This window comes from Agrobacterium sp. GW821-FHT14E08 (genome assembly GCF_058803865.1).
In genome coordinates this window covers 323,333-346,239 of sequence record NZ_JBXAPJ010000002.1, presented here as the reverse complement: position 1 = coordinate 346,239, position 22,907 = coordinate 323,333, and the positions used below count along the sequence as shown (strand labels likewise).

24 protein-coding genes are annotated in these 22,907 nt (G+C 58.4%); all 24 read left to right on the top strand.

Annotated features, from left to right (window positions below):
* The first annotated feature begins 5 nt into the window (after positions 1-5).
* The 24 genes from AC1ROR_RS10415 to AC1ROR_RS10300 all read left to right on the top strand — a co-directional run bounded on the left by AC1ROR_RS10415 (position 6) and on the right by AC1ROR_RS10300 (position 22,779).
* Positions 6-443, top strand: a complete 438-nt coding sequence (locus tag AC1ROR_RS10415; protein ID WP_035227720.1) for a BspJ family T4SS effector nucleomodulin — start codon at positions 6-8, stop codon at positions 441-443.
* A 306-nt stretch (positions 444-749) separates the two neighbouring features.
* The gene (locus tag AC1ROR_RS10410) at positions 750-2,042 is read left to right on the top strand and encodes a flagellin N-terminal helical domain-containing protein (RefSeq protein WP_498589352.1); all 1,293 of its coding nucleotides are present in this window, start codon (positions 750-752) and stop codon (positions 2,040-2,042) included.
* 310 nt (positions 2,043-2,352) lie between these two features.
* A complete protein-coding gene (locus AC1ROR_RS10405) occupies positions 2,353-3,003 on the top strand; it encodes a hypothetical protein (RefSeq protein ID WP_498589351.1) in 651 nt (216 codons plus the stop codon).
* Complete coding sequence (locus tag AC1ROR_RS10400) at positions 3,000-4,283, top strand: MotB family protein (RefSeq protein ID WP_080833482.1); 1,284 nt, start codon at positions 3,000-3,002, stop codon at positions 4,281-4,283. Before AC1ROR_RS10405 ends, AC1ROR_RS10400 begins: the two co-directional genes overlap by 4 nt.
* A gap of 2 nt (positions 4,284-4,285) precedes the next feature.
* Entirely contained in the window at positions 4,286-5,557 is a 1,272-nt protein-coding gene (gene motC, locus AC1ROR_RS10395; protein WP_498589350.1) for a chemotaxis protein MotC, read from the top strand.
* Positions 5,554-6,906, top strand: coding sequence for a flagellar hook-length control protein FliK (fliK, locus tag AC1ROR_RS10390; RefSeq protein ID WP_498589349.1), 1,353 nt, complete (start codon positions 5,554-5,556; stop codon positions 6,904-6,906). The genes motC and fliK overlap by 4 nt, the downstream gene beginning before the upstream one ends.
* Entirely contained in the window at positions 6,854-7,420 is a 567-nt protein-coding gene (locus tag AC1ROR_RS10385) for a lytic transglycosylase domain-containing protein (protein WP_035227712.1), read from the top strand. The genes fliK and AC1ROR_RS10385 overlap by 53 nt, the downstream gene beginning before the upstream one ends.
* 281 nt (positions 7,421-7,701) lie before the next feature.
* Positions 7,702-8,373 carry a transcriptional activator Rem gene (gene rem, locus AC1ROR_RS10380; protein WP_035227710.1) on the top strand — a complete coding sequence of 224 codons (672 nt, stop codon included), beginning with the start codon at positions 7,702-7,704 and terminating at the stop codon, positions 8,371-8,373.
* A 104-nt stretch (positions 8,374-8,477) separates the two neighbouring features.
* Positions 8,478-9,773: a flagellar hook protein FlgE gene (locus tag AC1ROR_RS10375; RefSeq protein ID WP_035227708.1), complete on the top strand. Its 1,296-nt coding sequence runs from the start codon at positions 8,478-8,480 to the stop codon at positions 9,771-9,773.
* A gap of 22 nt (positions 9,774-9,795) precedes the next feature.
* Positions 9,796-11,274 (top strand): flagellar hook-associated protein FlgK, encoded by a 1,479-nt coding sequence (flgK, locus tag AC1ROR_RS10370; RefSeq protein WP_035227706.1) that lies wholly within the window; start codon positions 9,796-9,798, stop codon positions 11,272-11,274.
* Between the two features lie 3 nt (positions 11,275-11,277).
* Positions 11,278-12,381: a flagellar hook-associated family protein gene (locus AC1ROR_RS10365; RefSeq protein ID WP_035227704.1), complete on the top strand. Its 1,104-nt coding sequence runs from the start codon at positions 11,278-11,280 to the stop codon at positions 12,379-12,381.
* A 34-nt stretch (positions 12,382-12,415) separates the two neighbouring features.
* Positions 12,416-12,760: a flagellar biosynthesis regulator FlaF gene (flaF, locus tag AC1ROR_RS10360; RefSeq protein ID WP_035227701.1), complete on the top strand. Its 345-nt coding sequence runs from the start codon at positions 12,416-12,418 to the stop codon at positions 12,758-12,760.
* Positions 12,757-13,206, top strand: coding sequence for a flagellar biosynthesis repressor FlbT (gene flbT, locus AC1ROR_RS10355; RefSeq protein ID WP_003493899.1), 450 nt, complete (start codon positions 12,757-12,759; stop codon positions 13,204-13,206). The genes flaF and flbT overlap by 4 nt, the downstream gene beginning before the upstream one ends.
* Positions 13,197-13,667 carry a flagellar hook assembly protein FlgD gene (gene flgD / locus AC1ROR_RS10350; protein ID WP_035227699.1) on the top strand — a complete coding sequence of 157 codons (471 nt, stop codon included), beginning with the start codon at positions 13,197-13,199 and terminating at the stop codon, positions 13,665-13,667. Before flbT ends, flgD begins: the two co-directional genes overlap by 10 nt.
* A 49-nt stretch (positions 13,668-13,716) precedes the next feature.
* Positions 13,717-13,983 (top strand): flagellar biosynthesis protein FliQ, encoded by a 267-nt coding sequence (fliQ, locus tag AC1ROR_RS10345; protein WP_035227698.1) that lies wholly within the window; start codon positions 13,717-13,719, stop codon positions 13,981-13,983.
* Positions 13,984-14,141: 158 nt separating this feature from the next.
* Complete coding sequence (flhA, locus tag AC1ROR_RS10340) at positions 14,142-16,229, top strand: flagellar biosynthesis protein FlhA (RefSeq protein ID WP_035227696.1); 2,088 nt, start codon at positions 14,142-14,144, stop codon at positions 16,227-16,229.
* On the top strand, positions 16,226-16,981 hold the full coding sequence (gene fliR / locus AC1ROR_RS10335; protein ID WP_142172945.1) for a flagellar biosynthetic protein FliR: 756 nt from the start codon (positions 16,226-16,228) through the stop codon (positions 16,979-16,981). Before flhA ends, fliR begins: the two co-directional genes overlap by 4 nt.
* Positions 16,982-16,993: 12 nt before the next feature.
* Entirely contained in the window at positions 16,994-17,413 is a 420-nt protein-coding gene (locus AC1ROR_RS10330) for a hypothetical protein (protein WP_035227694.1), read from the top strand.
* A gap of 113 nt (positions 17,414-17,526) precedes the next feature.
* Positions 17,527-18,084 (top strand): rod-binding protein, encoded by a 558-nt coding sequence (locus tag AC1ROR_RS10325; protein ID WP_003493914.1) that lies wholly within the window; start codon positions 17,527-17,529, stop codon positions 18,082-18,084.
* Positions 18,085-18,113: 29 nt separating this feature from the next.
* Positions 18,114-18,482 (top strand): hypothetical protein, encoded by a 369-nt coding sequence (locus AC1ROR_RS10320; RefSeq protein ID WP_003493916.1) that lies wholly within the window; start codon positions 18,114-18,116, stop codon positions 18,480-18,482.
* The gene (locus tag AC1ROR_RS10315) at positions 18,482-19,024 is read left to right on the top strand and encodes a flagellar basal body-associated FliL family protein (protein ID WP_035227693.1); all 543 of its coding nucleotides are present in this window, start codon (positions 18,482-18,484) and stop codon (positions 19,022-19,024) included. Before AC1ROR_RS10320 ends, AC1ROR_RS10315 begins: the two co-directional genes overlap by 1 nt.
* A 202-nt stretch (positions 19,025-19,226) precedes the next feature.
* Positions 19,227-19,901, top strand: a complete 675-nt coding sequence (locus AC1ROR_RS10310) for a WecB/TagA/CpsF family glycosyltransferase (protein WP_035227691.1) — start codon at positions 19,227-19,229, stop codon at positions 19,899-19,901.
* Positions 19,902-20,014: 113 nt separating this feature from the next.
* On the top strand, positions 20,015-21,802 hold the full coding sequence (locus AC1ROR_RS10305; protein ID WP_498589348.1) for a GumC domain-containing protein: 1,788 nt from the start codon (positions 20,015-20,017) through the stop codon (positions 21,800-21,802).
* A 77-nt stretch (positions 21,803-21,879) separates the two neighbouring features.
* Entirely contained in the window at positions 21,880-22,779 is a 900-nt protein-coding gene (locus tag AC1ROR_RS10300) for a bifunctional methylenetetrahydrofolate dehydrogenase/methenyltetrahydrofolate cyclohydrolase (protein ID WP_080833495.1), read from the top strand.
* Positions 22,780-22,907: the final 128 nt, after the last annotated feature.

The window sequence follows — 22,907 nt, the reverse complement described above, 5'->3', positions numbered from 1 at the left end:
AACCAATGAAAAAATCCGCCTATTCTGAACAGCGGGAAATGATCGTCGCAGAGGCGATCAACCCGATCGCCACCGAACTACGCCTGCTAGACCCGGCCGACCTGATTTCGCTGCTCAGATTCGAGTGCAATGGCAGCATAGCTGACCTCGTCTCGTCTGCCGCGGAACTCTATTATCATCCGGGCACGATCAACTTCGGCGCGGGTGGCGAATATAAGCTCGAATGGGAAGGCGCGCCGGAGATCACTCTGGATCTGGAGCTTAAGCCGAAGGGCGCCACGGTCTATGCGCGTTTGATTCTCGCGAACGACCATGCGGCGGTCGAGATCAACCATGTCTCGTTTCAGAACCCTTCCGAAAATCCGGACGAGAATACCGAATTTCTGCGTCAGAGCCTGATGGCGGCCCGATTCGTGCCGACCCGTCAGGGTGAAGCGGCCTGAACCAGACCACCGGACATTTTGATCGATTATCCGTCGTGCCTGCGAAAATCACGGGTGCGACGGCCTCATTGGGGCATTTTTTCGCCCGAGCTTGCCTGAAGCCTGCCGGTTTATGCAAAACCGTTCTGTGAAGCCAAGGAACGCCTTGCAAATCAGCGTTGTTGTTTGTTACCTATCGCATTAACGATTTGTTAACGAACGGCAGGTCGCGGTGGCCGGTTTCAGCCATTGCCGATGCGCATGATGCCCCTGCTCGTTTTCGGCGAAGCGCCGGATTTTTCTGACATTTTGAATTGGGTGGATCCCATGACCAGCATTTTGACCAATGCGGCGGCAATGGCCGCGCTGCAGACCCTGCGCATGATCGACAAGAATCTGGAAACGACACAGGCCCGGGTGTCCTCCGGTTATCGTGTCGAGACTGCGGCGGACAATGCGGCCTACTGGTCCATCTCGACGACAATGCGCTCCGACAATAATGCGCTTTCCGCGGTGCAGGATGCCCTGGGTCTGGGCGCCGCCAAGGTCGACACTGCCTATGACGCGCTTGAAAGCACGATCGAGGTTGTCAAGCAGATCAAGGCCAAGCTTGTTGCCGCCTATGGCGTTGGCGCCGACCGCGGCAAGATCCAGGATGAAATCAAGCAGCTTCAGGAGCAGCTGAAAAGCATTTCCGAATCCGCCTCCTTCTCGGGTGAAAACTGGCTGCAGGCCAGCATCAGCAACGGTGGCACGCCGCCGGCCGAAGAACCCATCACGAAGAAGGTAGTTGCATCCTTCACGCGAACGGGCTCAGGAAATGTCGGCGTCACCACCGTTGACTACAAGCTCGATGGCAGCACCGTCCTTTTCGACCTGAGCGGTGGAAAGCTGGGTATTCTCGACAAGAGCGCCGTTTTTGTCGGCAAGACGGAATATGAAGTCACCCAGACGTCGACGACCGCAGGCACGGTAACGAAGACGGGTTACGTCCTGCCGAAACTCACCGACGCGCAAATTGGCGTTCTGAATGCCGCGACGGCGGATACGAATACGGATCCGAATGTCTATAGTGGCGGGGCCGACAATTATCTCCGTCTTGCGGAAAATGTGTGGGTCAAGGTGACGGCAACAGACCCGTCGAGCGGCGGAACGACTGTTTCCTCTGCCTATCGTGACACCACTGGCAATGACTGGTTTTACGATACGAGCGGCGGCCAGACCTCCATCGCTCGTTCCCTCGGTTTTTCCGTCTCCACACTCGATCTCGACAATCTCGATGTCGTCGCTGCGGCCATGGGCGGTTTTGCCGGCGGCGGCACCACCTATACCGATGCGGATGCCATCGATGTGATGATGTCCTTCGTGGACAAGCAGCTCGAGGCGATGACCAGCACGGCCTCCAGTCTCGGTTCGCTGCAAAGCCGCATCGACATGCAGGAAAATTTCGTGTCGAGCCTGATGGATGTGATCGACAAGGGCATTGGCCGTCTCGTCGATGCTGACATGAACGAGGAATCGACCAGGCTGAAAGCGCTGCAGACGCAGCAGCAGCTCGGCATCCAGGCGCTCTCCATCGCCAATGCCAATGCGGAAAATATCCTCCAGCTCTTCAAGTAACCGGTTTCGGCCGCCCTGCGCGCGCGTGGATGAATGGGCGCAGGCTTGCTGAATGGTCCGCCTTCATCCTCGCACAAGTTTGAACACCTAACGTCGGGGCAATATGGGGCGGATCGCATGGCGTGATCCTTCCGGAAATCATGGAAGAGACGGGCAGGGTAGCAAGGATGACGGTGGTGCCGCCAAACGGCTTAGAGCATTTCCAGGAAAAGTGGATCCCGGTTTTCCATCCGGCAATGCGACAGAACGCTCTGGATCGCAGGCAACGGAACATGTCTCGCTCTTTTGGTCTGTTCTGCCGGGGGCAAGCATGAGCGCGTCAATTGCACGATATCTCAAGGATTTCGGCGATGCCCAGCCGGCAGGCGTGGCTTTCGGCGATCCGCTGGCGGATGCCGATGGTGCCTCCGGTTTTGCCGATACGACGATTGGTTTCGACGACTTCGAGACCGTTGATGTGGAGAGCGAAAAACAGGCGGCCTATGCCCGTGGTCACGAGGACGCCACCCGCGAAGTCACCGAGAAGATGCAGGCTGAGCGGGAAGAGCTGCTGGCCGCCCACGCGGCTGAGCTTGAGGACCTGCGTTCGGTCTATCTCGAAGAGATCGCCGTTTTCCTGTCCCGCGGCTTGCGTGAGGGTATCGATGCCATCGCCGCCAGTCTCAGCGAACAGACAGCCAATATTCTCGCGCCGGTTCTGACGGAAGAGCTTTCGCTCAAGGCGGTCTCGGCGCTGGCGGATGTCGTTCGCGCTTCCATGCCGGATGGCGAGGCCGTGACGCTTGTTGTGAAAGGCCCGAAAAATTTGTTCGAGCAATTAAAGACGCAGCCGGGCTTTGAAGAAGAGACGATGAAATTTACCGAGTCCACGGATATCGACCTTTCCGTCGAGGTGGGTGAGAGCGTGTTCGTCACGCGCATGTCCGCCTGGTCGTCCAGTCTTCGCAAGGTGATGAAATGAGTGAAGGCGAAAATCACCACCACGGTAAAAACGAGATCATTATCGTCAAACGCCACAAGGGCGGGCACGATGGCGCCCATGGCGGCGCGTGGAAAATCGCCTATGCGGATTTCATGACGGCCATGATGGCGTTCTTCCTCGTCATGTGGCTGGTCAACGCCGCGAACGAAGAAACCAAGGCCTCGGTCGCCAGCTATTTCAATCCGATCAAGTTGTCCGATGAGAAACCCTCGTCCAAGGGGCTGGAAAAGCCGGTGGACAAGGAAGAGGGCATTCAGAAAAAGGACCAGTCCAACATCCAGGCTGAAAAGGTGACGAAGGGTTCCGCTGCCGCGACGGGTGAGGACCTGACCTCCCAGACTGGCGAACAGTCGAATTTCTCGGAAGCCGACTTCTTCGAGAACCCCTATTCGGTGCTGGCAGAAATCGCCCAGCAGGTCGGGCAGCAGGCCAATGTCAGCGCCAAGGGCGAGGGCGGCGCTGCCGATTCCGGTCCGGCGACGGGTGCAAGCGGCGGTGAAGCCTATCGCGATCCCTTTGATCCTGATTTCTGGACACAGCAGGTGAAGATCACCCGCGCCGACCAGCAGCAGAATCCGGTCGAGGCTCATCAGTCTGCCGAGAGCAGGCAGGATGCGGCAGCAAAGGACGGCGAAGCGGTTGAGGCCGTTCAGTCACAGACACCGGCAGATAAGGCGCAGGACGGCAAACCGATGGAAGTCGCCGCCGTGGTGCCGCAGCAGCGCCCGGATGCCGCTGAGCAGGCAGCACTTGCGAAACCGCAGCCGGAGCAGCAGCAGGCCAGCGACGCCGAGTGGGAAAAGGCTGACACGCTGCGTGAAGAGATTGAAAAGCAGATATCCGGAATTACCGGCAAGCTCTCCGAAGGCCTGGTGGTGACGCCGGCCGAAGGCGGATTGCTGCTTACCATTTCCGACCAGACCGAAACGCCGATGTTTAATGTCGGATCGGCCGTGCCCCGGGGCGAATTGGTTCTGGCCATGGAAAAGATCGGCAAATTGCTCCAGGAGCGGGGCGGCAGCGTCGTGATCCGCGGCCATACCGATGGACGGCAGTTCAAGGGCGAGGCCAATGACAATTGGCGGCTTTCGATGGATCGCGCCCATAGTGCCTATTACATGCTGGTTCGCGGTGGCCTCTCCGAACAGCGGGTGAAGCAGGTATCGGGTTTTGCGGACCGCAGATTGCAGGTGCCGACGGACCCTCTGGCGGATGCGAACCGCCGTATCGAAATCCTGCTTGAGGCCGATCGGGGGTGAACGTGAACAGATCCTCGAAACGCTGGCTTTTTCTTGCAGCGACGCTTTGCGGTCTCGGTGGCGAGCCGATCAAGGCGTTTTCGCAATCGCAAGACAATCTCATGCCCTATGCCATGCTGCGCTCCCTGCAATTCGTGCAGGATTCGGTCGCCATGGGAGACCATTCGGCCACCGAGATGCAGCGCTTCCTGCTCCAGACCATCGACGAACGGTTGAAGAGCGCTCCCCCGGCGATCTTCAAGGATCCGCGCAATGTCGATGCGGCGCTTATCTATGCGATGAGCGGCGGCAATCCGGCGACGCTTGAATTGCTGGTCGCGCGCGATGTGGACGGCAATTTCGACAGCCGCGTCGCCGATATCCTGCGTAAATATCTCTCCGGCAAGGGGACGCTGGTGGCGCAGAGCATCGCTGCCATGGTGCCCGAATATCGCGGCACACGGATTGGCGCCTATCTGGCGTTGATTGGCGGCAATGTGACGATCCCGCGCGATCCGCTGGCTGCCCTCGGTTTCTACGACATAGCCCGGCTCGAAGCGCCCGGCACCATCGTGGAGGAGGCCGCGCTCCGCCGCTCGCTGGCGATTGCCGTTGAAGACGGCGACGCGGGGCGGGGTGTCGACTATGCGCAGCGTTATGCGCGGCGGTTCCTGCATTCGCCCTATGCCAGCCAGTTTGCCGATCTCCTGGTCTCGCTCGTGGTCAAGCGCGCCGATTCCATCGGCGAAGAGGCGATACAGGAAACATTCGCCATGATGGACACGGAGAGGCAGAAGGAAGCCTATCTGCGTCTTTCGCGCCTTGCGGCGATCAGCGGCAAGGATTCGCTGGCGCGCATGGCGGCGCTGAAGGTCAAAGGCCTCTCACCTGCCATGCCGGACCAGCCGGAAGTGCAGGCAAATCTCTATGAAAGTCTCTCCAATATCGGCACGCCCGACGTGGTGAGCGCGATCGAGACAATCGGACAAATTCCCGAGGCGCAGCTTTCGGATCGTGACAAAGCCCTGCTGGGGGCGGCAAGGGCAATCGCCGAACAGGTGGTTCGTCCACCCTCCATGCAGCCGGGTACGGATGCTGGGGTTACGGCAGGAGCGGGTGCCGGGCACGATGCGCCGTCAAAAGAGGCGGCCAGTGCCGAGGCGAAGAGCATATGGCGGGTTGAAACCCATAAGGCTGATGATGAGGGCGAGAACGTCCGGCAACTCGTAACGAGCGGTCGCAGCAAGCTCGATGAAATCGACAGCCTTTTAAAGAAAGGCGAGGGGGCACCATGATCGACGCAACCATCAACGCGATAGTGAATGCACCGCAGGCCGATCCACGCGCCGGCAGCGCGGGTCCGCGCGATGACGCCAGGGGCGGTAGTTTCGGCGAGGCCCTTTCCACGGTTCGGGATGATCGGCCACCCCATTCGCGACAGCACCAGGAGGCGGGTTCGGCTGAAGAGCAGCAGGCGCAAGCTGGCGGTGAGGCGGAAAAGATGGATGTCCCGGTCAAACGACAGGCGAATTTTCTGAATGTTATCGTCAACGAGCATGCTGGAGAAGGCCATGCCCAGGAGACGGCGGCGGAGTTTCACAATGCGATGAAAACCGCCCGCACATCGCCTGAAAACGGCAAGGCGGGCAAGAAGCTCAAGGATGATGCCGACAGCGACGGCGAGACGACGGCAGATGTGCTCGATCCGAAGCTCGCTGAGCTGAAGATGATTGTGGCCAATGCCGGCGATATCGCGACGGCGAAGACCCCGCTTGAGGAAATCGCGCAGGCCATTGCCGGCAAGGCAGATGCCGTCAAGTCGGACAAGGCCGATATGCCCCGGGGAAAAATGGAGCCTTCTCTCAAGGACATTCACACGGGCATGGAACCGGCCGGAAACGACGCCGGATCGGGTGCGGACAACGGCAACGATGCCTCGGCATACCGCTTTTCCTCGCCGCGATCCGGTGCGGCCCGCGGGCTCGATATGAGCACGGTGCAGCGTGACGGCCGTGTCGAGTTCGATACCCGGGAAAGCACCGGAAAGGCGACCGATACAATAACGGTTCTCGATTCACGGCGGTTCATCGGTCTGGCGCCGTCGACCAACGCATCGGCCCTGACCGGCCTCATCGCCAATGACCCCGAATGGGTCAGCGCCATGCAGCCCGGTTCGTCGCTCTCCAACGCAGCGGCGCAGAGCAGCACTGGCAAGGTCGTGCATACGCTGAAGCTGCATATGACGCCGATCGAGCTTGGATCGGTGACGATGTCGCTGCGTCTCGCCGGTGATGAGCTCGCCGTTCACATGACGGTGGAGAGCGTTGCGGCCTATAAAAAGCTCCAGGAAGACAGCAAGAGCATCCTTGATGGTCTCAAGGCGCAGGGTCTGACGGTCGATAACATCACCATCAGCATCGCTTCTTCCGACAAGAGTGACCAAACGGGCACACAGGGCAACAATCAACAAAATCAGCAGGCGCAGCAGCAGGGCCAGCAGGCCGCGGCGGGGCGCAACCGTGACGAGTCCGGCGCACGGGACGGTCGACAGGGCAATGGTGAGAATTTGGGGGTGCATAATGAAGGCATGGATGGCGCTCTTGGCTCTGCCCGTTCTTCTGCTGACAATGGCGTCTACCTCTGAAAACGCCTCGGCTTCGGCAACATCAGGCGTGTGTGAAAGGGAGATCCAGTCCGCTGCCCGCAAATATGGGGTGCCGGAGGGAATTCTTTATTCCGTCGGCCTGACCGAGACGGGCCGCAAGGGGCGGCTCGACCCCAATGCCATGAATATCGAGGGAAAACCGGTATTTGCCGCCTCCACCGAGGAGGCATTGACCACTTTCGAGGCGGCAAAACGCAACGGTGCCAAGCTGATCGACCTCGGCTGCATGCAGATAAACCATTATTTCCATGGCGAAAACTTCACATCCGCGCGCGAAATGTTCGATCCGCGCCGCAATGTCGAATATGCCGCCATGTTCCTGCGCAATCTCCACAACAGGCATGAAACCTGGACTATGGCGGTCGCCCGCTATCACGCCGGCCCCAACAATGACCCGGCCCAGAAGAAATATGTCTGCCGGGTCATCGCCAATCTGGTGGCGACGGGCTACGGAAAATGGACTGCCAACGCGAAAAACTTCTGCGATGGGTAACAATCTTTGGTTGTGCAAACACGTCTAAGACTCGCAATTTGAAATGTGGCGATAGATTGATTGAAAAAAGGCGCTTCAAGCGATTTTTTCGGAATTTTGAAATTTTTACACAAAAATTTTGTACCATATATGGTTAACAACCACTATATGTAGATCAAATCGGCACAAAATAGTTAATCAATTATTAATAACTATCGATGATTTCCTACAGTTGTCGCTGAATCCTCCGATTCGTACCAATGCCACATTGGAAAACACCACAGTGATTCGGAGGCGGACGAATGATCGTAGTGGTTGATGAGCGCGAGCTCGTTAAAGACGGCTATACATCTCTATTTGGGCGTGAGGGCATCCCCTCGACCGGTTTCGATCCGGTCGAATTCGGGGAATGGGTCTCGACGGCGGCGGACAGCGATCTTGCGGCCGTGGAGGCCTTCCTGATCGGTCAGGGCGACCGGAGCTTTTCATTGCCGAAGGCGATCAGGGATCGCACGACGGCGCCGGTTATCGCGGTCAGCGACCAGCCCTCGCTGGAATCGACGCTTGCGCTGTTCGACAGCGGCGTCGACGATGTCGTGCGCAAGCCGGTTCACCCCCGTGAAATTCTCGCACGTGCGGCGGCGATCCGTCGCCGGCTGCAGGTCATTTCGAACTTCACCGATGCGGGACCGATCCGGGTTTTCTCCGACGGCCGTGATCCGGAAGTCGGTGGTGAGGTATTTCCCCTGCCGCGCCGCGAGCGTCGCATCCTTGAATATTTGATTGCCAATCGCGGACGCCGCGTTTCCAAGGCGCAGATTTTCAACGCGATCTACGGCATCTTCGATGACGACGTCGAAGAAAATGTTGTCGAAAGCCACATCAGCAAGCTGCGCAAGAAACTGCGCAAAAAGCTCGGCTACGACCCTGTCGATTCCAAGCGTTTCCTTGGCTACAGCATTGATTGGCAATGATCTTCATTGACCCGCGTGGTCTTTTTCAAACGCGGTATTTCAGACAGCTTCACGCAAGCCAAACGCTTTACCTTCTCCCTGAAGATGACCACGAGGGTTTTTGAATGAGTATTTTCGGCACTATGCGAACCGGTGTGTCCGGCATGAATGCGCAGGCGAACAAGCTGGGAACCGTTGGCGACAACATCGCCAATGCAAGCACCACCGGCTACAAACGCGCATCGACGTCGTTCTCTTCGCTCGTCCTGCCCTCCTCGTCGGGCAGCTATGCGTCGGGCGGCGTGCAGTCCAACGTTCGCTACAGCATTTCGGAGCAGGGCAACCTCTCCTACACCACCTCGAGCACCGACCTTGCCGTTCAGGGCAACGGCTTCTTCGTGGTTCAGGATGGTGCCGGCACGCCTTATCTGACAAGAGCCGGCTCTTTCCAGAAGAACTCGGAAGGGTATCTGGAGAATGCAGCGGGTTTCCTGCTGATGGGTTACCCCTATGGTACCAACCCGCCGGCAGCGGTCGTCAACGGATTTACTGGCCTTGAGGCCATCAACATCAATGACTTCGGCCTGACGGCATCTCCTTCCACGCAAGGCAGCTTCCCGGCCAACCTCAATCGTGACGAAGCGATTGTTGCAGCGGGCTCGCGTCCGAGCGACAACGTCGCCACCTCCAAGGTTGGCGCCAAGACCTCGCTCACGGCGTTCGACAGCGGTGGCGCCAAGGTTCTCTACGACTTCTATTACACGCGTATCGACAATGATGCTTCCGGCAATCCCCAGTGGGAAGTGAGCGTCTATCGTCAGGATCAGTCGACCGATGGCGGGTTCCCGTATACGGCAACTGCCCCTGCAACGCTCGTAAAGGAGACGGTGACGCTGGCCTTCGATCCGGCCACGAACAAGCTCACGACGGCGTCGCCCAAGGCTATCACGATCAATGACGACAACAGCGGCGTGGCGCAGGCGATCGAGATCGACCTGTCGCAGATGACGCAGTTCTCGTCGAAGTTCACGCCCGGCACCGCGGTTCTGAACGGTAACGGTCCGAGCCAGATCAAGGACGTCGAAATCGGTAAGGACGGCCTGGTGACGGCGGTTTATCAGGATGGCGGCCGTCGCAACATCTACCAGCTGGCGCTGGCAACGGTGCCGAGCGTCGACAATCTGAGCCCGCAAAACGGCAACGTCTATCTGCCGAGCAACGAATCGGGTGTCGTTACCATCGGCTTCGCGCAGACGGGCAGCTTCGGCTACATCCAGAAGGGCGCGCTCGAAGGCTCGAACGTCGATATCGCCAGCGAACTCACCGACATGATTGAATCTCAGCGAATCTATACTGCGAATTCGAAAGTCTTCCAGACCGGATCGGATTTGATGGATGTCCTGATCAATCTGAAGAGATAAGAATTCTCACGAGGACAAATGAATGTCGCTCACGTCAGCAATGAATACTGCGCAGTCGATTTTCAATAATACAGGTAAGCAGACTGACGTTACTTCGAAAAACATTGCCAATGTCGGTAATGCGAACTACGTCAAGCGAACCGCCATTCTCGGCACGACCATGGCTGGAGCGAGTATCGTCTCCAACGGTCGTGCCCAGAATGATAGCCTTCTCAGGCAGACCATCTCCAGCGCGTCGCTTGCTTCCGGTCAGAGCACCGTTCTGACCGGTCTCCAGGAGATGAAGAGCCTTTTCGGCGGCAATGATTATGAAAGCTCGCCGGCAACCTACATGAAGGAATTGCTGAAGAGCCTTGACGGTTACGCCGCCAAGCCGAGCGATGCTGCACTGGCCGCAACGGCAGTGACTGCGGCCAGCGACGTTGCCAATTCCCTGAATACGGCCTCTGCCGAACTGCAGGCCATGCGGCTTCGTGCCGACAAGGAAATTTCCCTCCAGGTCGACAAGCTGAACGGCCTTCTCACGAAATTCGAAGAGGCCAATAACGAGGTCAAGGCGCAGACCGCGATCGGCGGCGATCCGAGCGATGCGCTTGATCAGCGCGAGACGCTGCTGAAGGATATTTCCTCCATCATCGGGATCAATGTCGTCAGTCGTGAAAACAACGATGTGGCTCTTTACACGACGGAAGGCGCAACGCTGTTCGAGGTCGTGCCGCGCAAGGTGACCTTCAAGGCGCAGCCCGGTTATGATGCGACAACCACCGGCAATGCGATTTATGTCGATGGCGTGGCCCTCAAGGCAGGCAGCGGCAGCAATTCGACGGCGGCAGGTTCGCTTCAGGGCCTGATGCAGGTGCGCGACGACCTGGCGCCGACGATGCAAAGCCAGCTCGACGAAATCGCGCGCGGCCTGATCACCATGTTTGCGGAAAAGCCTGCGGATCCGGCAAGCGGTCTGCCGAACATGCCGGGTCTGTTCACCTATGGCTCACCGGCGGCAACCACCATTCCGGCGGCCGGCGTTGTCTCTCCCGGGCTCGCAGCCAGCATTACCGTCAACCCGGCGTTAATTATTTCCAAAGGTGGCAACCCGGAATTGTTGCGTGATGGCGGCATCAACGGTACCGCTTATGTGATCAATACCACAGCGACGGGCGGAACAGGCTTTTCCACCCTGATACGCAGCTATGTGACCGCATTCGACGCGCCCATGAGTTTTGACGCGTCGACACGTATCGATACGAATACCAGCATCCTGAAATACGGCACCAACTCCATGGGTTGGCTCGAACAGGAACGCTCCGGCGCAACGTCGGCAAACGAGGCGAAGAGCGCGCTCTACGAGCGCTCCGCCGCTTCCTATTCGAACAACACCGCCGTCAGCCTGGATGAGGAGCTTTCGCTGCTCATGGACATCGAGCAGTCCTACAAGGCGGCTACGAAGCTGGTGACCACCATCGATGAAATGCTCAAGTCGCTGATGGATATGGTGAGGTAACAGATGAAAACGTCCTTCATTTCATCGCTGGCGATGCAGAACAGCATGCGCAGCACCATCCTGAAGGCTCAGCTTGAGATGACCAATCTCAACACCGAGCTGACGACCGGCAAACACGCGGATATTGGCGCCACGCTCGGTGCCAATACGGCCCGCAGTCTCGATCTCAATCGCGATATTGACCGCATCACCTCGCTTGTCAGCGTCAATTCCATCGCCACACAACGCCTCAAATCGTCCCAGACGGCACTTGATGGCATGGCGAAGGCGGCGCAGGAAATCCAGAAGGTTCTTGTTCCCAATACGAGCAGTGAAGCGCCGACGCTGACGACAGTTGCCAAAACCATCTCGAATGCGTTCAACAATTTTACCAGCTTCGCAAACACGGCGGTCAATGGCGAGTTTCTGTTTTCCGGCATCAATACGGATGTGAAGCCGGTTGACGACTACTTCGCCGAAGGCTCGACGCTGAAGGCAGCCTATGAGGTGGAACTGAACGCATTCATGGCGGCGCAGACGCCACCGGTCGGCAATGTCGAGAGCCTGTCGAAGGATCAGGCCGCGGCGTTCATGACCCATATTGAAGGTGTGTTCAACGGCACCACGACCGTGACGAACCCGCCGCACGCCGACCTGACGGCTGGCCAGAACTACGATTTCTGGACGACCTACGGTTCCAAGGCGAGCGACACGAACATGACGAGCCGCATCAGCCAGAACGAGGTGGTCGAGACATCGACCAACAGCAATTCCCAGGGCATGCGTTATTTCGCGATGACGGCCATGACGGCGATGACCTTCCTCGACGAAAAGGTCAGTAGCGACGTTCGTGAAATGGTGGCGACCAAGTCGGTGACCAATATCGGCACTGCCATCAGCGGCCTGAACCAGCAGCAGAGCCAGCTCGGCCTTTCCGAAAGCCGTGTTTCGAAAGCCAATGATTCACTGGCCGCGCAGAAAAAGATCATCGAAACCCACCTGCTGGATATCGAGGGGATCGATACCTACGAGGCGAAGACCCGTCTCGATCTACTCCAGCAGCAGATTGAAATCGCATACAGTCTCACGTCGCGTCTGCAAAAAATGAGTCTGGTGAACTACCTCTGATGAACAGAGGTGGCGGCAGATAAAGGATACATGAATGTACCAGTTTTCCTACGCCGAAATCATGGAGGATGGTGTCGCCAACGCGAAAGATCGCGAGCGGCAGGCGTTGACAAAATCGATCGAACTTCTGGTGGAGGCAAAGGATTCCTCTTCCCAGCGCCATACGATCGAAGCGCTTTTTTACACTCGAAGGGTCTGGATCCGCTTCATTGAGGATCTGAAGCAACCCGACAACCAGCTTGCCACGGAACTCAGGGCCAACCTGATTTCGATTGCGATCTGGATATTGAAAGAGTGCGAACTGATCCGGAAACGTCAGTCGACGAATTTCCAGGGCATTATTGACGTGACAACCATCATCAGGGATGGACTGAAATGAAAAGTACACTTCGAATTTCGCTGAAATCGGGCGAAAAGATTTTCATCAACGGCGCGGTCTTGCGTGTGGATCGCAAGGTGGCGCTCGAATTCCTGAACGATGTCACGTTCCTGCTTGAGAACCACGTGTTGCAGCCGGAGCAGGCGACGACGCCGCTCAGACAGCTTTATTTCATCGCGCAGATGATCCTCATCAACCCGGAAGGGCGCGAACAGTCCACCAACATGTTCCGCAAATCCGTGAGCATGCTGTTGAACTGCTTCCAGCATGATGAGGTTCTGGCCGAACTCAAGCGGATCGACGGGCTGGTTGCCTCCGGCAAGGCTTTCGAAGCGCTGAAGGCCATTCGCGGCCTCTATCCGCTCGAGGAGAAAATCCTCAACAATCAGGAAATGACCCCCGCAACGATCGAACACATTCGCAAGGAGATAGCACCATGGCGGTAGATGCAGTCAGTTCGGCAGCGTCAAATCCCTGGGCCAATGCCGGTGCGAACAGCACCGACGGCAACGCGGCATCGTTGAACTACGACAGCTTCCTGAAACTCCTCATCGCCCAGATGAAGAACCAGGATCCGACCAGCCCGATGGATGCCGGACAGCAGATGTCACAGCTGGCGAGCTTCTCGCAGGTCGAGCAGACGATCAAGACCAACACGCATCTGAAGAGCATGCTGCAGGCTGAAGCCCTGACGCGCGCTTCCGATCTGGTCGGCAAGACGGTCAAGAGCGCTGACGACAAGGTCACAGGTGTGGTGAAGGAAGTCGAAGTTTATTCGGATGGCGTTGTCGCCATCACCGAAGCTGGTGACAAAGTGCTGTTGCAGGCCGGTGTGACCTTCTCGAACGGCCCGATCGCGACTACACCTGATAGCGATACCGATTCGAATACGCCTGCCGATTCGTGATCGTGAAGGGGCGGTATGATGCCGCCCTTACGGAATAAAGGATGCGACGATGAACGAGGCCGATGCGCTTGATATCATGCAGGCTGCAGTCTGGACGGTTCTCGTCGCGGCCGGTCCGGCGGTTCTCGCCGCCATGGTCGTGGGTGTCGCCATCGCCTTCATCCAGGCCCTGACTCAGGTTCAGGAAATGACCCTGACCTTTGTGCCCAAAATCGTGACGATCATGCTCGTCCTTGGCATCGCCGCTCCTTTTGTAGGCGCGCAGATCGCCCTTTTTTCCAATCTCGTCTTTTCGCGCATTCAGTCCGGATTCTGACCTCCATCCGGGGCAGATGCCACCCTCGCGCAAGCTTCAGCGGCTAGGGATAGGCTGAAGCATCGGACCGAACTGCGTTTATATCCTTGCGATCCGGTGCCGCGAACCGTGCGGCGGCTTTTCCGTCGCCCTTCTCATGAAGAGACAGGACGATTTTTATGGCGCAACCACCAGTCATCTCCTTGCCCAAGGTAACCCCGAGCATGCGGGATATCGGTTTCGCCCTGGGCATCGTGGCGATCCTCTGCGTTCTGTTCCTTCCCATTCCGGTCGTTCTGGTGGATATCGGCCTGGCGTTTTCAATCGCGCTTTCGGTCCTCATCCTCATGGTGGCGCTCTGGATCCAGCGCCCGCTGGATTTCTCGTCTTTCCCGACCGTGCTGTTGATCGCCACCATGATCCGCCTGTCGCTGAACATTGCGACGACACGTGTCATCCTTTCGCATGGCAATGAGGGGCCGACGGCGGCAGGTGGGGTGATCGCCGGTTTCTCCAGCCTCGTCATGTCCGGCGACTTCGTCATCGGTCTGATCGTCTTTCTGATCCTGATCACCGTCAACTTCATCGTCATCACCAAGGGCGCGACGCGTATCGCTGAAGTCGGCGCGCGCTTCACCCTCGACGCCATCCCCGGCAAGCAGATGTCGATCGATGCGGATTTGTCCGCGGGCATTATCGATGAAAAGGAAGCGCAGCGCCGCCGCCGCGAACTGGAAGAGGAAAGCTCCTTCTTCGGTTCGATGGACGGTGCCTCGAAATTCGTGCGCGGCGACGCGATTGCCGGCCTCATCATCACTGCGATCAACGTTTTCGGCGGCATCATCATCGGTTATTTCCGCCACGGAATGCCAATCGGCGAAGCGGCCGATGTCTTCGTCAAGCTTTCGGTCGGTGACGGTATCGTTTCGCAGATTCCCGCGCTTATCGTCTCGCTGGCGGCCGGCCTTCTGGTGTCGCGCGGCGGCACTGCCGGTTCCACCGACCAGGCGGTCGTCAACCAGCTGAGCGGATATCCGCGGGCGCTGATGGTCTCGGCCATGCTGATGGGCCTGCTGGCGATTATTCCGGGCCTGCCCTTCCTGCCCTTCATCATGCTGGGCGGCATCATGGCTTTCGGCAGCTGGTATATTCCGCGCCAGGCAGAAGCTGAAAGCACGCTGCGTCGCCAGGAGGAAGAGAACAAGGTTCTCCAGACCACCGAAGCCGAAAAGGATTCGGTCAAGCAGGTCCTCAAAACCTCCGAAATCGAGCTGGCCCTCGGCAAGCAGGTCTCGACCCGCCTTCTCGGCGCACATCAGGAACTGGCTTTCCGCGTCGGCAAGATGCGCAAGAAGTTCGCGACCCAATATGGCTTTGTGGTGCCGGAAATCAAAGTCTCCGATGACATCATGATACCGGAAAAAGCCTACCAGATCCGCGTCCACGGCACGACGATCGCGTCCAGCAACCTGCGTGTCGGTGATGTCCTTGTCGTGACGGGGGCAGGGCGCAAGCCAAGCATTCCGGGCGACGAAATCCGCGAACCCGCATTCGGCATGCCAGCCGTCTCCATTCTCGAGACCTTTACCGAGGATTTGAAGCGCGAGGGCTTCCACCCGATCGACAATGTTTCGGTGGTGCTGACGCATCTGAGCGAAGTCATCCGCAACAATCTTCCGCAATTGCTGTCCTATAAGGACGTCAAGATTCTCATCGACCGGCTCGATCCCGAATACAAGAAGCTGGCCGATGAAATCTGCTCGTCGCATATGTCTTATTCAGGCCTGCAGGCGGTTCTGAAACTGCTGCTTGCCGAACGTGTGTCCATCCGCAACCTGCATCTCATCCTCGAAGCGGTCGCCGAACTTGCCCCGCATGTGCGCAAGACCGAGCAGATCGTCGAACATGTGCGGGTGCGCATGTCGCAGCAGCTCTGCGGCGATCTTGCCGACAATGGCGTGTTGCGTGTGCTTCGCCTCGGCAACAAATGGGATATGGTCTTCCATCAGGCGCTCAAGCGCGACCAGAAGGGCGAAATCGTCGAATTCGACATCGATCCGCGCCATCTCGAGGAGTTCTCAGAGCAGGCATCGAAAGTTATCCGTGAATTCATGGATCGCGGACTGCCCTTTGTCCTTGTCACGTCGCCGGAAACACGGTCCTATGTGCGCATGATTATCGAGCGACTCTTCGCGACCCTGCCGGTTCTTTCGCATGTGGAACTTGCCAAGGGGCTGGAGATCAAGATCTTGGGCGCCATTTCATGATAACCGACCCGCAAGGGACAATTATCGCATTGTTCCTTGCCATTTGCCGTATCGGCGCCTGTTTCATGACCATGCCGGGCTTTTCCAGTTCGCGCATTTCGCCGCAGATCCGCATGCTGCTCTGCGTCGCGGTGTCCATGGCGCTCCTGCCGGTGCTGTGGGACGGAATTTATCCGAAAGTCTCCGGCTCAAGCCAGGGCACCGTCGTCGGCCTTATCTTCACCGAAATCGCCATCGGCGCCATGTATGGGCTGATCGCACGGTTTTACACCCTCGGTTTCCAGTTCACCGGTGCGCTCATCGGCTCCTCCATCGGCCTGAGCGCTCCGGGTGGCGCGGATGTCATCGAAGACGTGCAGGAAAACCAGATATCCAACTTCATCACCTTCGGTGGTCTGCTGGTGCTGTTCATGCTGGATTTCCACCATATCGTTCTGAAGGCGCTGGTCGATTCCTACACCGCAACGCCGGTGGGCGCGCTCATCAGCGGCCAGAAGATGCTGATTACGCTCACCGACACGCTGCGGGCGTCCTTCTCCATCATGCTGCGGCTTGCCAGCCCTTTCGTGATCTACGGGTTGATGTTCAACGTCGCGGTCGGTCTCATCAACAAGCTGGCGCCACAGATACCGGTCTATTTCATCTCGACGCCCTTCGTTCTGGCGGGCGGCCTTTTCATGCTCTATTTGTCGATTGCGGCCCTCATCCGCCAGTTCGTGGATGGTTTCGGCCCGGTCTTCATCGGTTTTTGATCTGGAGAAACCATGGCTTCGGACAAGCGCTCTGCAAAACTGAAACGCCTGGTAACGGTCCAGCGCCACATGGAAAAAATGGCCGAAGTGGAACTGGCCGACACCACCCGCGTGCGAACCGAGGTGGCCCAATCCATGGACAACGTGCTGGAAGCCATGAGCTCCATGGAGCCGGTCCATCAGATGTTTTCCAAACATTATTCGGATCGTTACGGCCGCCTTGTCGTCAAGGATCGCCAGCTTGCCGGCGTGCAGCAATTGCAGGAAAACAAGGTCCTCAAGGAAAAGACCAAGGCCGATCGGCTCGAGGACAGGATGCATATTGCCCGCGATCTGGAAGACCGCGAGGCCGACGACAATGCAATCTACGATCTACTTGAAATGACGAACGCATCCCGGACACCAGCCTCCAGCAAGGTTGGCGATTCATAATCTGCCCCATTGTTGCATCGCAGGCGTTTCGAAAGAGGTCTCCGGCGATGTTTCTTGATTGAGTAAACGTGCAGGCTGCTTGCCGCGTGTTTATCAGCTCGGGAGATCGGGACGTGGCGATATCGATTATAAGCGATCTGGTGATGGATGTGGTTCGCGCTGCGGACCCCCAGGAAGTGCAGGTCGCCCAGGAAAAACTGAAGGCGAACAAGGCGGCCTTTGCCGCAACCAGCCTTGCCGATGCCGGCAAGGGCTTTGGCGCCGCTGTCGATATGCTGGATGGCGCCTCCTCGAAAGCGGGCCTTGGCGACACCAACATCCGCTCGGCCCGCACGGAAATTCCGGAAACATACCGCAAATACGAGGCTTCCGTCCTCCAGACCTTCGTTGCCAACATGCTGCCGAAAGACAGTGAAGAGGTCTATGGCAAGGGCAATGCCGGTGAGATCTGGAAAAGCATGATGGCGGAACAGTTTGCCGACACGATCTCCAGAAATGGCGGCGTCGGCATTGCGGAACAGGCTTACAAGGATGCGTTGCGGAAAGCCGAAAGCAAAGGGATTACCGACGTATCCATGAATGAAAAAGACCACAATGCTGCAATTCGGATGGTGGCGGAGTTCGAGCGGCAGGTCCTCGGCGTTTCCAATGAGAAAACGGACGAGGCTTGAAAATGAAAAATCGTAACGAGGAGACAAGCATGGACCTTATGTCGAACGACCACCGCATCAAATCCGTTCTCGGCCGTCTTGAAATGATCATCGACAATGAGAACGATAATATCGGTAAGGACCCCCAGTTCGATTTCAAGGTCTCCAATGCCCATAAAAGCCGTTGCCTTTATGAACTGACGATGCTCTTCCGCGATACGCCCCACGAGGAAATCGCTGCGGGACATCTCGATCAGGTACAGGGCATCAAGTCCAAGCTCGCGACCAATGCCAGCCGTGTCGAGGCGCATCTGAACGCGGTTCGCGCCGTTGCGGACCTGCTCAAGAACGCGATCCAGGAAGCCGATACGGACGGCACCTATTCGCAGGAACAGTTCATGTATGGTGCCGCCTCCTGATGTTGAAGCTTCTTCTCACCGGCGTCTGGGTTTGCGCCGTCACGCTCGGCGCGGTGTATTTCTCCGTCCAGATGGCGACAGCACCCGCGCCGGGGGATGAGGCGGGCGCGAAAAAGGCCAATCTGCAATTGGTCAAGGGTGAGAGCATCACCATTCCCGTCATCAATGATGGCGGGGTGAACGGTTATTTCCTCAGCCGTATTTCCCTGCGTGTCGACAAGGAAAAGATGGCGAAGATTGAACTGCCGGCCACGCAATTGATGACCGACGAATTGTTCACGCTTCTGGCGGGTTCATCCATGGTCAACATCGCCAATATTTCCACCTTCGATCCCGAGGCATTCAAGCAGCGCATTCGTGAAGGGCTGAACAAGAAGCTCGACGACGAGGTGGTCGAGGATGTGTTGATCGAGCAGCTCGACTATCTGTCGAAGGCCGACATTCGCGAGCAGAACGGCAATGGCACGCCACGCTCGGTCAAGATCGTCGAAGGCGAGAAGCCCGAGGCGGGCAAAGAAGCGGCCGCCGCCCCGAGCCATTGATACCGCTCGGGCGCGCATCCCCTGCACGCTATCATGGCGAACCTCGATCTGGTTAATCGTTCCTTGCTATTTCCCGGGACATTCGAGAGGTTGCCTTCAAGGTAACTTCAACCTGCACCTGTATAAACAGGCCTGTGAGCCGCTATCCCGCTAATGAAGCGCCGGACTGGTGGCAATGGGCTTGGCATTCGGGGGTTGGCAAATGAATTTCGCGGCAGGTAGTGCGCAGCCGGGATCGCAACGGAATATCCACGGACTGCGCGTTTGTGATCTCGACTGGAATGGGGCGCTCGAGCTGGTCAGCGGCAGGGCTTCGGCCTGCGACGGGCATACCATGCTCTCCTTCCTCACCATCGAGAAGGCAAAGCTTTCTTCCAGGGATATTGCCTATCGGCAGATTCTGGAAAGTTGCCTGCTTCTGCCGCAGGGCAAGGCGATGAATAGCGCCGCACGCGCCGAAAATGGCAGGTCTCTGCCTGTCGTCATTGATGGCGTCGCCTTCACCATGGCGCTTCTGACTTATATGGCCGTACCGAAACGGATCGGCGTTGCGGGTGATGATGCGGCACAGGTCGGAGAGGTCCTCACCAAGCTGCGCGCGCACGCACCCTGGCATGATTTCGTGATGCTGAACCGGGATATGTCCGGTGTGAAGGTGGATGTCCTTCTGGCCGGCATGGTCCGGGAAGATCAGGAAAGGTGGCTGCACCACACTGTCAGCCGCGACGATGCGCGCGTCGCCATCGCGGTTGGCCCCTTATTCAAGGTTCTGTCATCCGAAGTGGCCGGCATGCCGGAAATCTTCCGCAAGCTGCATATGAGCTGGCTTTACAGCCTTTGTGCCGAGCCCTGGCATATCGCACTCGGCAAGGGCTGAAACCGGTCCGCCAAGAACGCGTTAACCATTTGTTTGCCACGATCCTTTAACCTCTCGTAAGGTTTTGACAGTCGCCCGTTGCGGGCGGCGCCCAGCGTGGCAGACGGCTTCAGATGGTTGATGACAATCCGGATATGATGGCGACACGCCCTGATGAGGATGACGTCGCTGTGCCCGCGTCGCAATGGCGCAAACATTGTCTGCGGCTTTTGACCGCCAGTTGCGTGGCCGCCGCCACCGTTGCCGGCGCAGCCCTTCCGCTGATGCTCATCGATTCCGGTTTTCGCGGTTATGTTTCGCAAGCACATGTCGAGGTCACCCAGAGCAGCTATGATGCGCCGGATTCGGCCCGCTTTCTTGCCATGGCCCGCCGTACCCTGCTTTCACCCTCCGGGCTGGACCGGGTAACCACCGACCTCAAACTCAAGCCGGCCGATATGGTCGGCGTCCGCAATCAGGGCGAGCTTGGCCTGCTTCTTGATCTCCTGACGGGGGCGGATGCACGTCCGCTTTCGCCACGTGAAGCGCTCAACGGTGCGGTGGGCGAGGCGATCCGGCTGGAACTGACGCCGGATGAAAATACGCTGATCGTGACCGCCAATGCCGCAACGCCGGAAGCCGCGATGCGGCTGACCGATTATCTCTCGATGCGGATCATGGCGGATGGCAAGGCTGGCACCATGACACCTGCCATGCGCGAGACGGAGAGGGCGCGGACCCGGCTGGACGAGGCGGAAGCGGCGCTGAACGGTTTCCAGATGCGCCACGGCGACACCGTCCTGTCGGAAGTGCAGCAGCTTGAACAGCAATTACGTGACGTCAATAATAGTCTTGCAGGCGCTACACAGCAGCAGCAGTCGCTTCAGGCGGATCTGGCGGCGGCCTCTGCCCTGAAGCCGAATGATGTGTGGTCGAAGCCGTTGCCGACAGGGATCGCTTTTTCCGCACTCGAGGATATCAGGCAAAGACATGCCAGTGCCAGCATGGCGCTTGCCGGCGTCTCGGTCGATTATGGACCGAAGCATCCGCGCCGCATTGCCGCCCAGAATGGGGTGGATGCCGTGCAGTCGCTGGCCGCCCCGGCGCTTCGCCAGCTGGTCGACGGTTTGCGGGCGGATGAAAAACGCGTTGCCCAGGAGATCGCAACAGCGACTGGCGAACGTACCAGATACCTCGATCGCCTGAACGGCCTCGGCGTCGCCCCCGGTGATCTTTCCAGATTGCAGGGTGAGCTGGAAACGGCGAGAAGTGCCTATCTGGAGGCGAGCGAACGCCGTGATCTCGCTTCCTCCACCACGCCCGCCATTGAAACCCGTCTTGCGAAGAAGGCCGGACCGGGCGAATTGTCGCGAGATCTGACGCAAGCTGCGATAATGGCGGGCGGCGGTGCCTTGATCGGCCTGCTGGGCAGCCTTTATCTCCTGAGCTACCGCCGCCACGACGAGGAAGAGGCGGCCGCGCCGATCCTCGAAAACGACGAACAACTTCCGCTCTCCATGGAAGCGGACGAGGAATTCCGGCAGGAGCAATCCCCGCAATTTGCCGAGTTCGAGCCAATCGAGCCGGATGTGTTCCACGATCTTGAAGAACTTGCCGCAGATGGCGATGTCGAACCAGAGGATGCTTTCGCCGATTATTACGCCGGGGCGGCGAATGATGCCGATGACATCCCGCTGGACGAGCGCGTGCGGCAGGTGCTGATGGGCAATCGTAGCTTCCAAACGGCCGATCAGCCGCGACCTGAGCTTCCGTCCCTGTTGAACGAGGCCCTTGCTGGACACTTCGATCACGAACAGGCCGAAGCCGAGGAATTGGCGGAATTGAGACGCGAGCTGGCGCTCTTGAGGGAGCGTCTCGCCGATTACGCCGATCACCGCGACGGCTACCGCAAAACAGCCTGAAAACGCCGCATTTTCGCTTGCATTCCTGCGAAGGGGGCACCATACGGAGCCTACGTAACCCAGCAGGAGCAGGACGCATGGCAGTTGTGATTGACGGGAAGGCGAAGGCGGCTTCGGTCGTGGAGGAAGTCCGCAAATCGGCAGAAGCGCTTGAGGCGGAAAAGGGTGTGAAGCCCGGCCTCGCGGTCGTCATCGTCGGCAATGACCCCGCCAGCCATGCCTATGTGAACTCCAAGAGCAAGATGGCCAAGCAATGCGGCTTCAACTCCATCCAGCACACGCTGCCGGAGGAAACCACGCAGGCCGCACTCCTGAAGCTTGTCGGCGAATTGAACGCCGATGCCTCCATCCATGGCATTCTGGTGCAGCTTCCCCTGCCGAAACACTTCAATTCCGATGAGATCATCCAGTCGATCCTGCCGGAGAAGGATGTCGACGGCCTGAGCGTGCTCAATGCCGGCAAGCTGGCAACCGGCGATCTCGCCACCGGCCTCATCTCCTGCACGCCCGCCGGTGCCATGCTTTTAGTGCGCGGCATTCATGGCGACGACCTTTCCGGTCTGAATGCCGTTGTCATCGGCCGCTCAAACCTGTTCGGCAAGCCGATGGGCCAGCTTCTGCTGAATGCCAATGCCACGGTGACGATGGCGCATTCACGCACAAAGGACCTCGCCACCGTCTGCAAGACGGCGGATATTCTGGTGGCGGCGGTCGGCCGTGCGGCGATGGTGAAGGGCGACTGGGTGAAATCCGGCGCGACCGTCATCGATGTCGGCATTAACCGCATCCCCGCGCCGGAAAAGGGCGAAGGCAAGTCGAAGCTGGTGGGCGATGTCGCCTTTGATGAGGCGAGCGCCGTGGCCGCCGCCATCACGCCCGTACCCGGCGGCGTCGGCCCGATGACGATCGCCATGCTGATGGCCAACACCGTCATCGCCGCTCATCGCGCGCTGGGTCTGACCGCGCCGAAGTTTTAAGCCTGTCGCGTTCAATCGAACTACACGGCACAGGAATTTTTGTGCGCTGCCTCTTCACTTCCGTCATTCCGGCCTTGAGCCGGAATCCAGCCGACGCGCGTCTGCGCGGCGAGACGGCTCTTTTCAGC

Bases quoted from the DNA above. Each gene is read 5' to 3' on its own strand.
- AC1ROR_RS10415 (WP_035227720.1), top strand. From the start codon at position 6: ATGAAAAAATCCGCCTATTCTGAACAGCGGGAAATGATCGTCGCAGAG.
- AC1ROR_RS10410 (WP_498589352.1), top strand. From the start codon at position 750: ATGACCAGCATTTTGACCAATGCGGCGGCAATGGCCGCGCTGCAGACC.
- AC1ROR_RS10405 (WP_498589351.1), top strand. From the start codon at position 2,353: ATGAGCGCGTCAATTGCACGATATCTCAAGGATTTCGGCGATGCCCAG.
- AC1ROR_RS10400 (WP_080833482.1), top strand. From the start codon at position 3,000: ATGAGTGAAGGCGAAAATCACCACCACGGTAAAAACGAGATCATTATC.
- fliK (WP_498589349.1), top strand. From the start codon at position 5,554: ATGATCGACGCAACCATCAACGCGATAGTGAATGCACCGCAGGCCGAT.
- AC1ROR_RS10385 (WP_035227712.1), top strand. From the start codon at position 6,854: ATGGCGCTCTTGGCTCTGCCCGTTCTTCTGCTGACAATGGCGTCTACC.
- rem (WP_035227710.1), top strand. From the start codon at position 7,702: ATGATCGTAGTGGTTGATGAGCGCGAGCTCGTTAAAGACGGCTATACA.
- AC1ROR_RS10375 (WP_035227708.1), top strand. From the start codon at position 8,478: ATGAGTATTTTCGGCACTATGCGAACCGGTGTGTCCGGCATGAATGCG.
- flgK (WP_035227706.1), top strand. From the start codon at position 9,796: ATGTCGCTCACGTCAGCAATGAATACTGCGCAGTCGATTTTCAATAAT.
- AC1ROR_RS10365 (WP_035227704.1), top strand. From the start codon at position 11,278: ATGAAAACGTCCTTCATTTCATCGCTGGCGATGCAGAACAGCATGCGC.
- flaF (WP_035227701.1), top strand. From the start codon at position 12,416: ATGTACCAGTTTTCCTACGCCGAAATCATGGAGGATGGTGTCGCCAAC.
- flbT (WP_003493899.1), top strand. From the start codon at position 12,757: ATGAAAAGTACACTTCGAATTTCGCTGAAATCGGGCGAAAAGATTTTC.
- flgD (WP_035227699.1), top strand. From the start codon at position 13,197: ATGGCGGTAGATGCAGTCAGTTCGGCAGCGTCAAATCCCTGGGCCAAT.
- fliQ (WP_035227698.1), top strand. From the start codon at position 13,717: ATGAACGAGGCCGATGCGCTTGATATCATGCAGGCTGCAGTCTGGACG.
- flhA (WP_035227696.1), top strand. From the start codon at position 14,142: ATGGCGCAACCACCAGTCATCTCCTTGCCCAAGGTAACCCCGAGCATG.
- fliR (WP_142172945.1), top strand. From the start codon at position 16,226: ATGATAACCGACCCGCAAGGGACAATTATCGCATTGTTCCTTGCCATT.
- AC1ROR_RS10330 (WP_035227694.1), top strand. From the start codon at position 16,994: ATGGCTTCGGACAAGCGCTCTGCAAAACTGAAACGCCTGGTAACGGTC.
- AC1ROR_RS10320 (WP_003493916.1), top strand. From the start codon at position 18,114: ATGGACCTTATGTCGAACGACCACCGCATCAAATCCGTTCTCGGCCGT.
- AC1ROR_RS10315 (WP_035227693.1), top strand. From the start codon at position 18,482: ATGTTGAAGCTTCTTCTCACCGGCGTCTGGGTTTGCGCCGTCACGCTC.
- AC1ROR_RS10310 (WP_035227691.1), top strand. From the start codon at position 19,227: ATGAATTTCGCGGCAGGTAGTGCGCAGCCGGGATCGCAACGGAATATC.
- AC1ROR_RS10305 (WP_498589348.1), top strand. From the start codon at position 20,015: ATGGTTGATGACAATCCGGATATGATGGCGACACGCCCTGATGAGGAT.
- AC1ROR_RS10300 (WP_080833495.1), top strand. From the start codon at position 21,880: ATGGCAGTTGTGATTGACGGGAAGGCGAAGGCGGCTTCGGTCGTGGAG.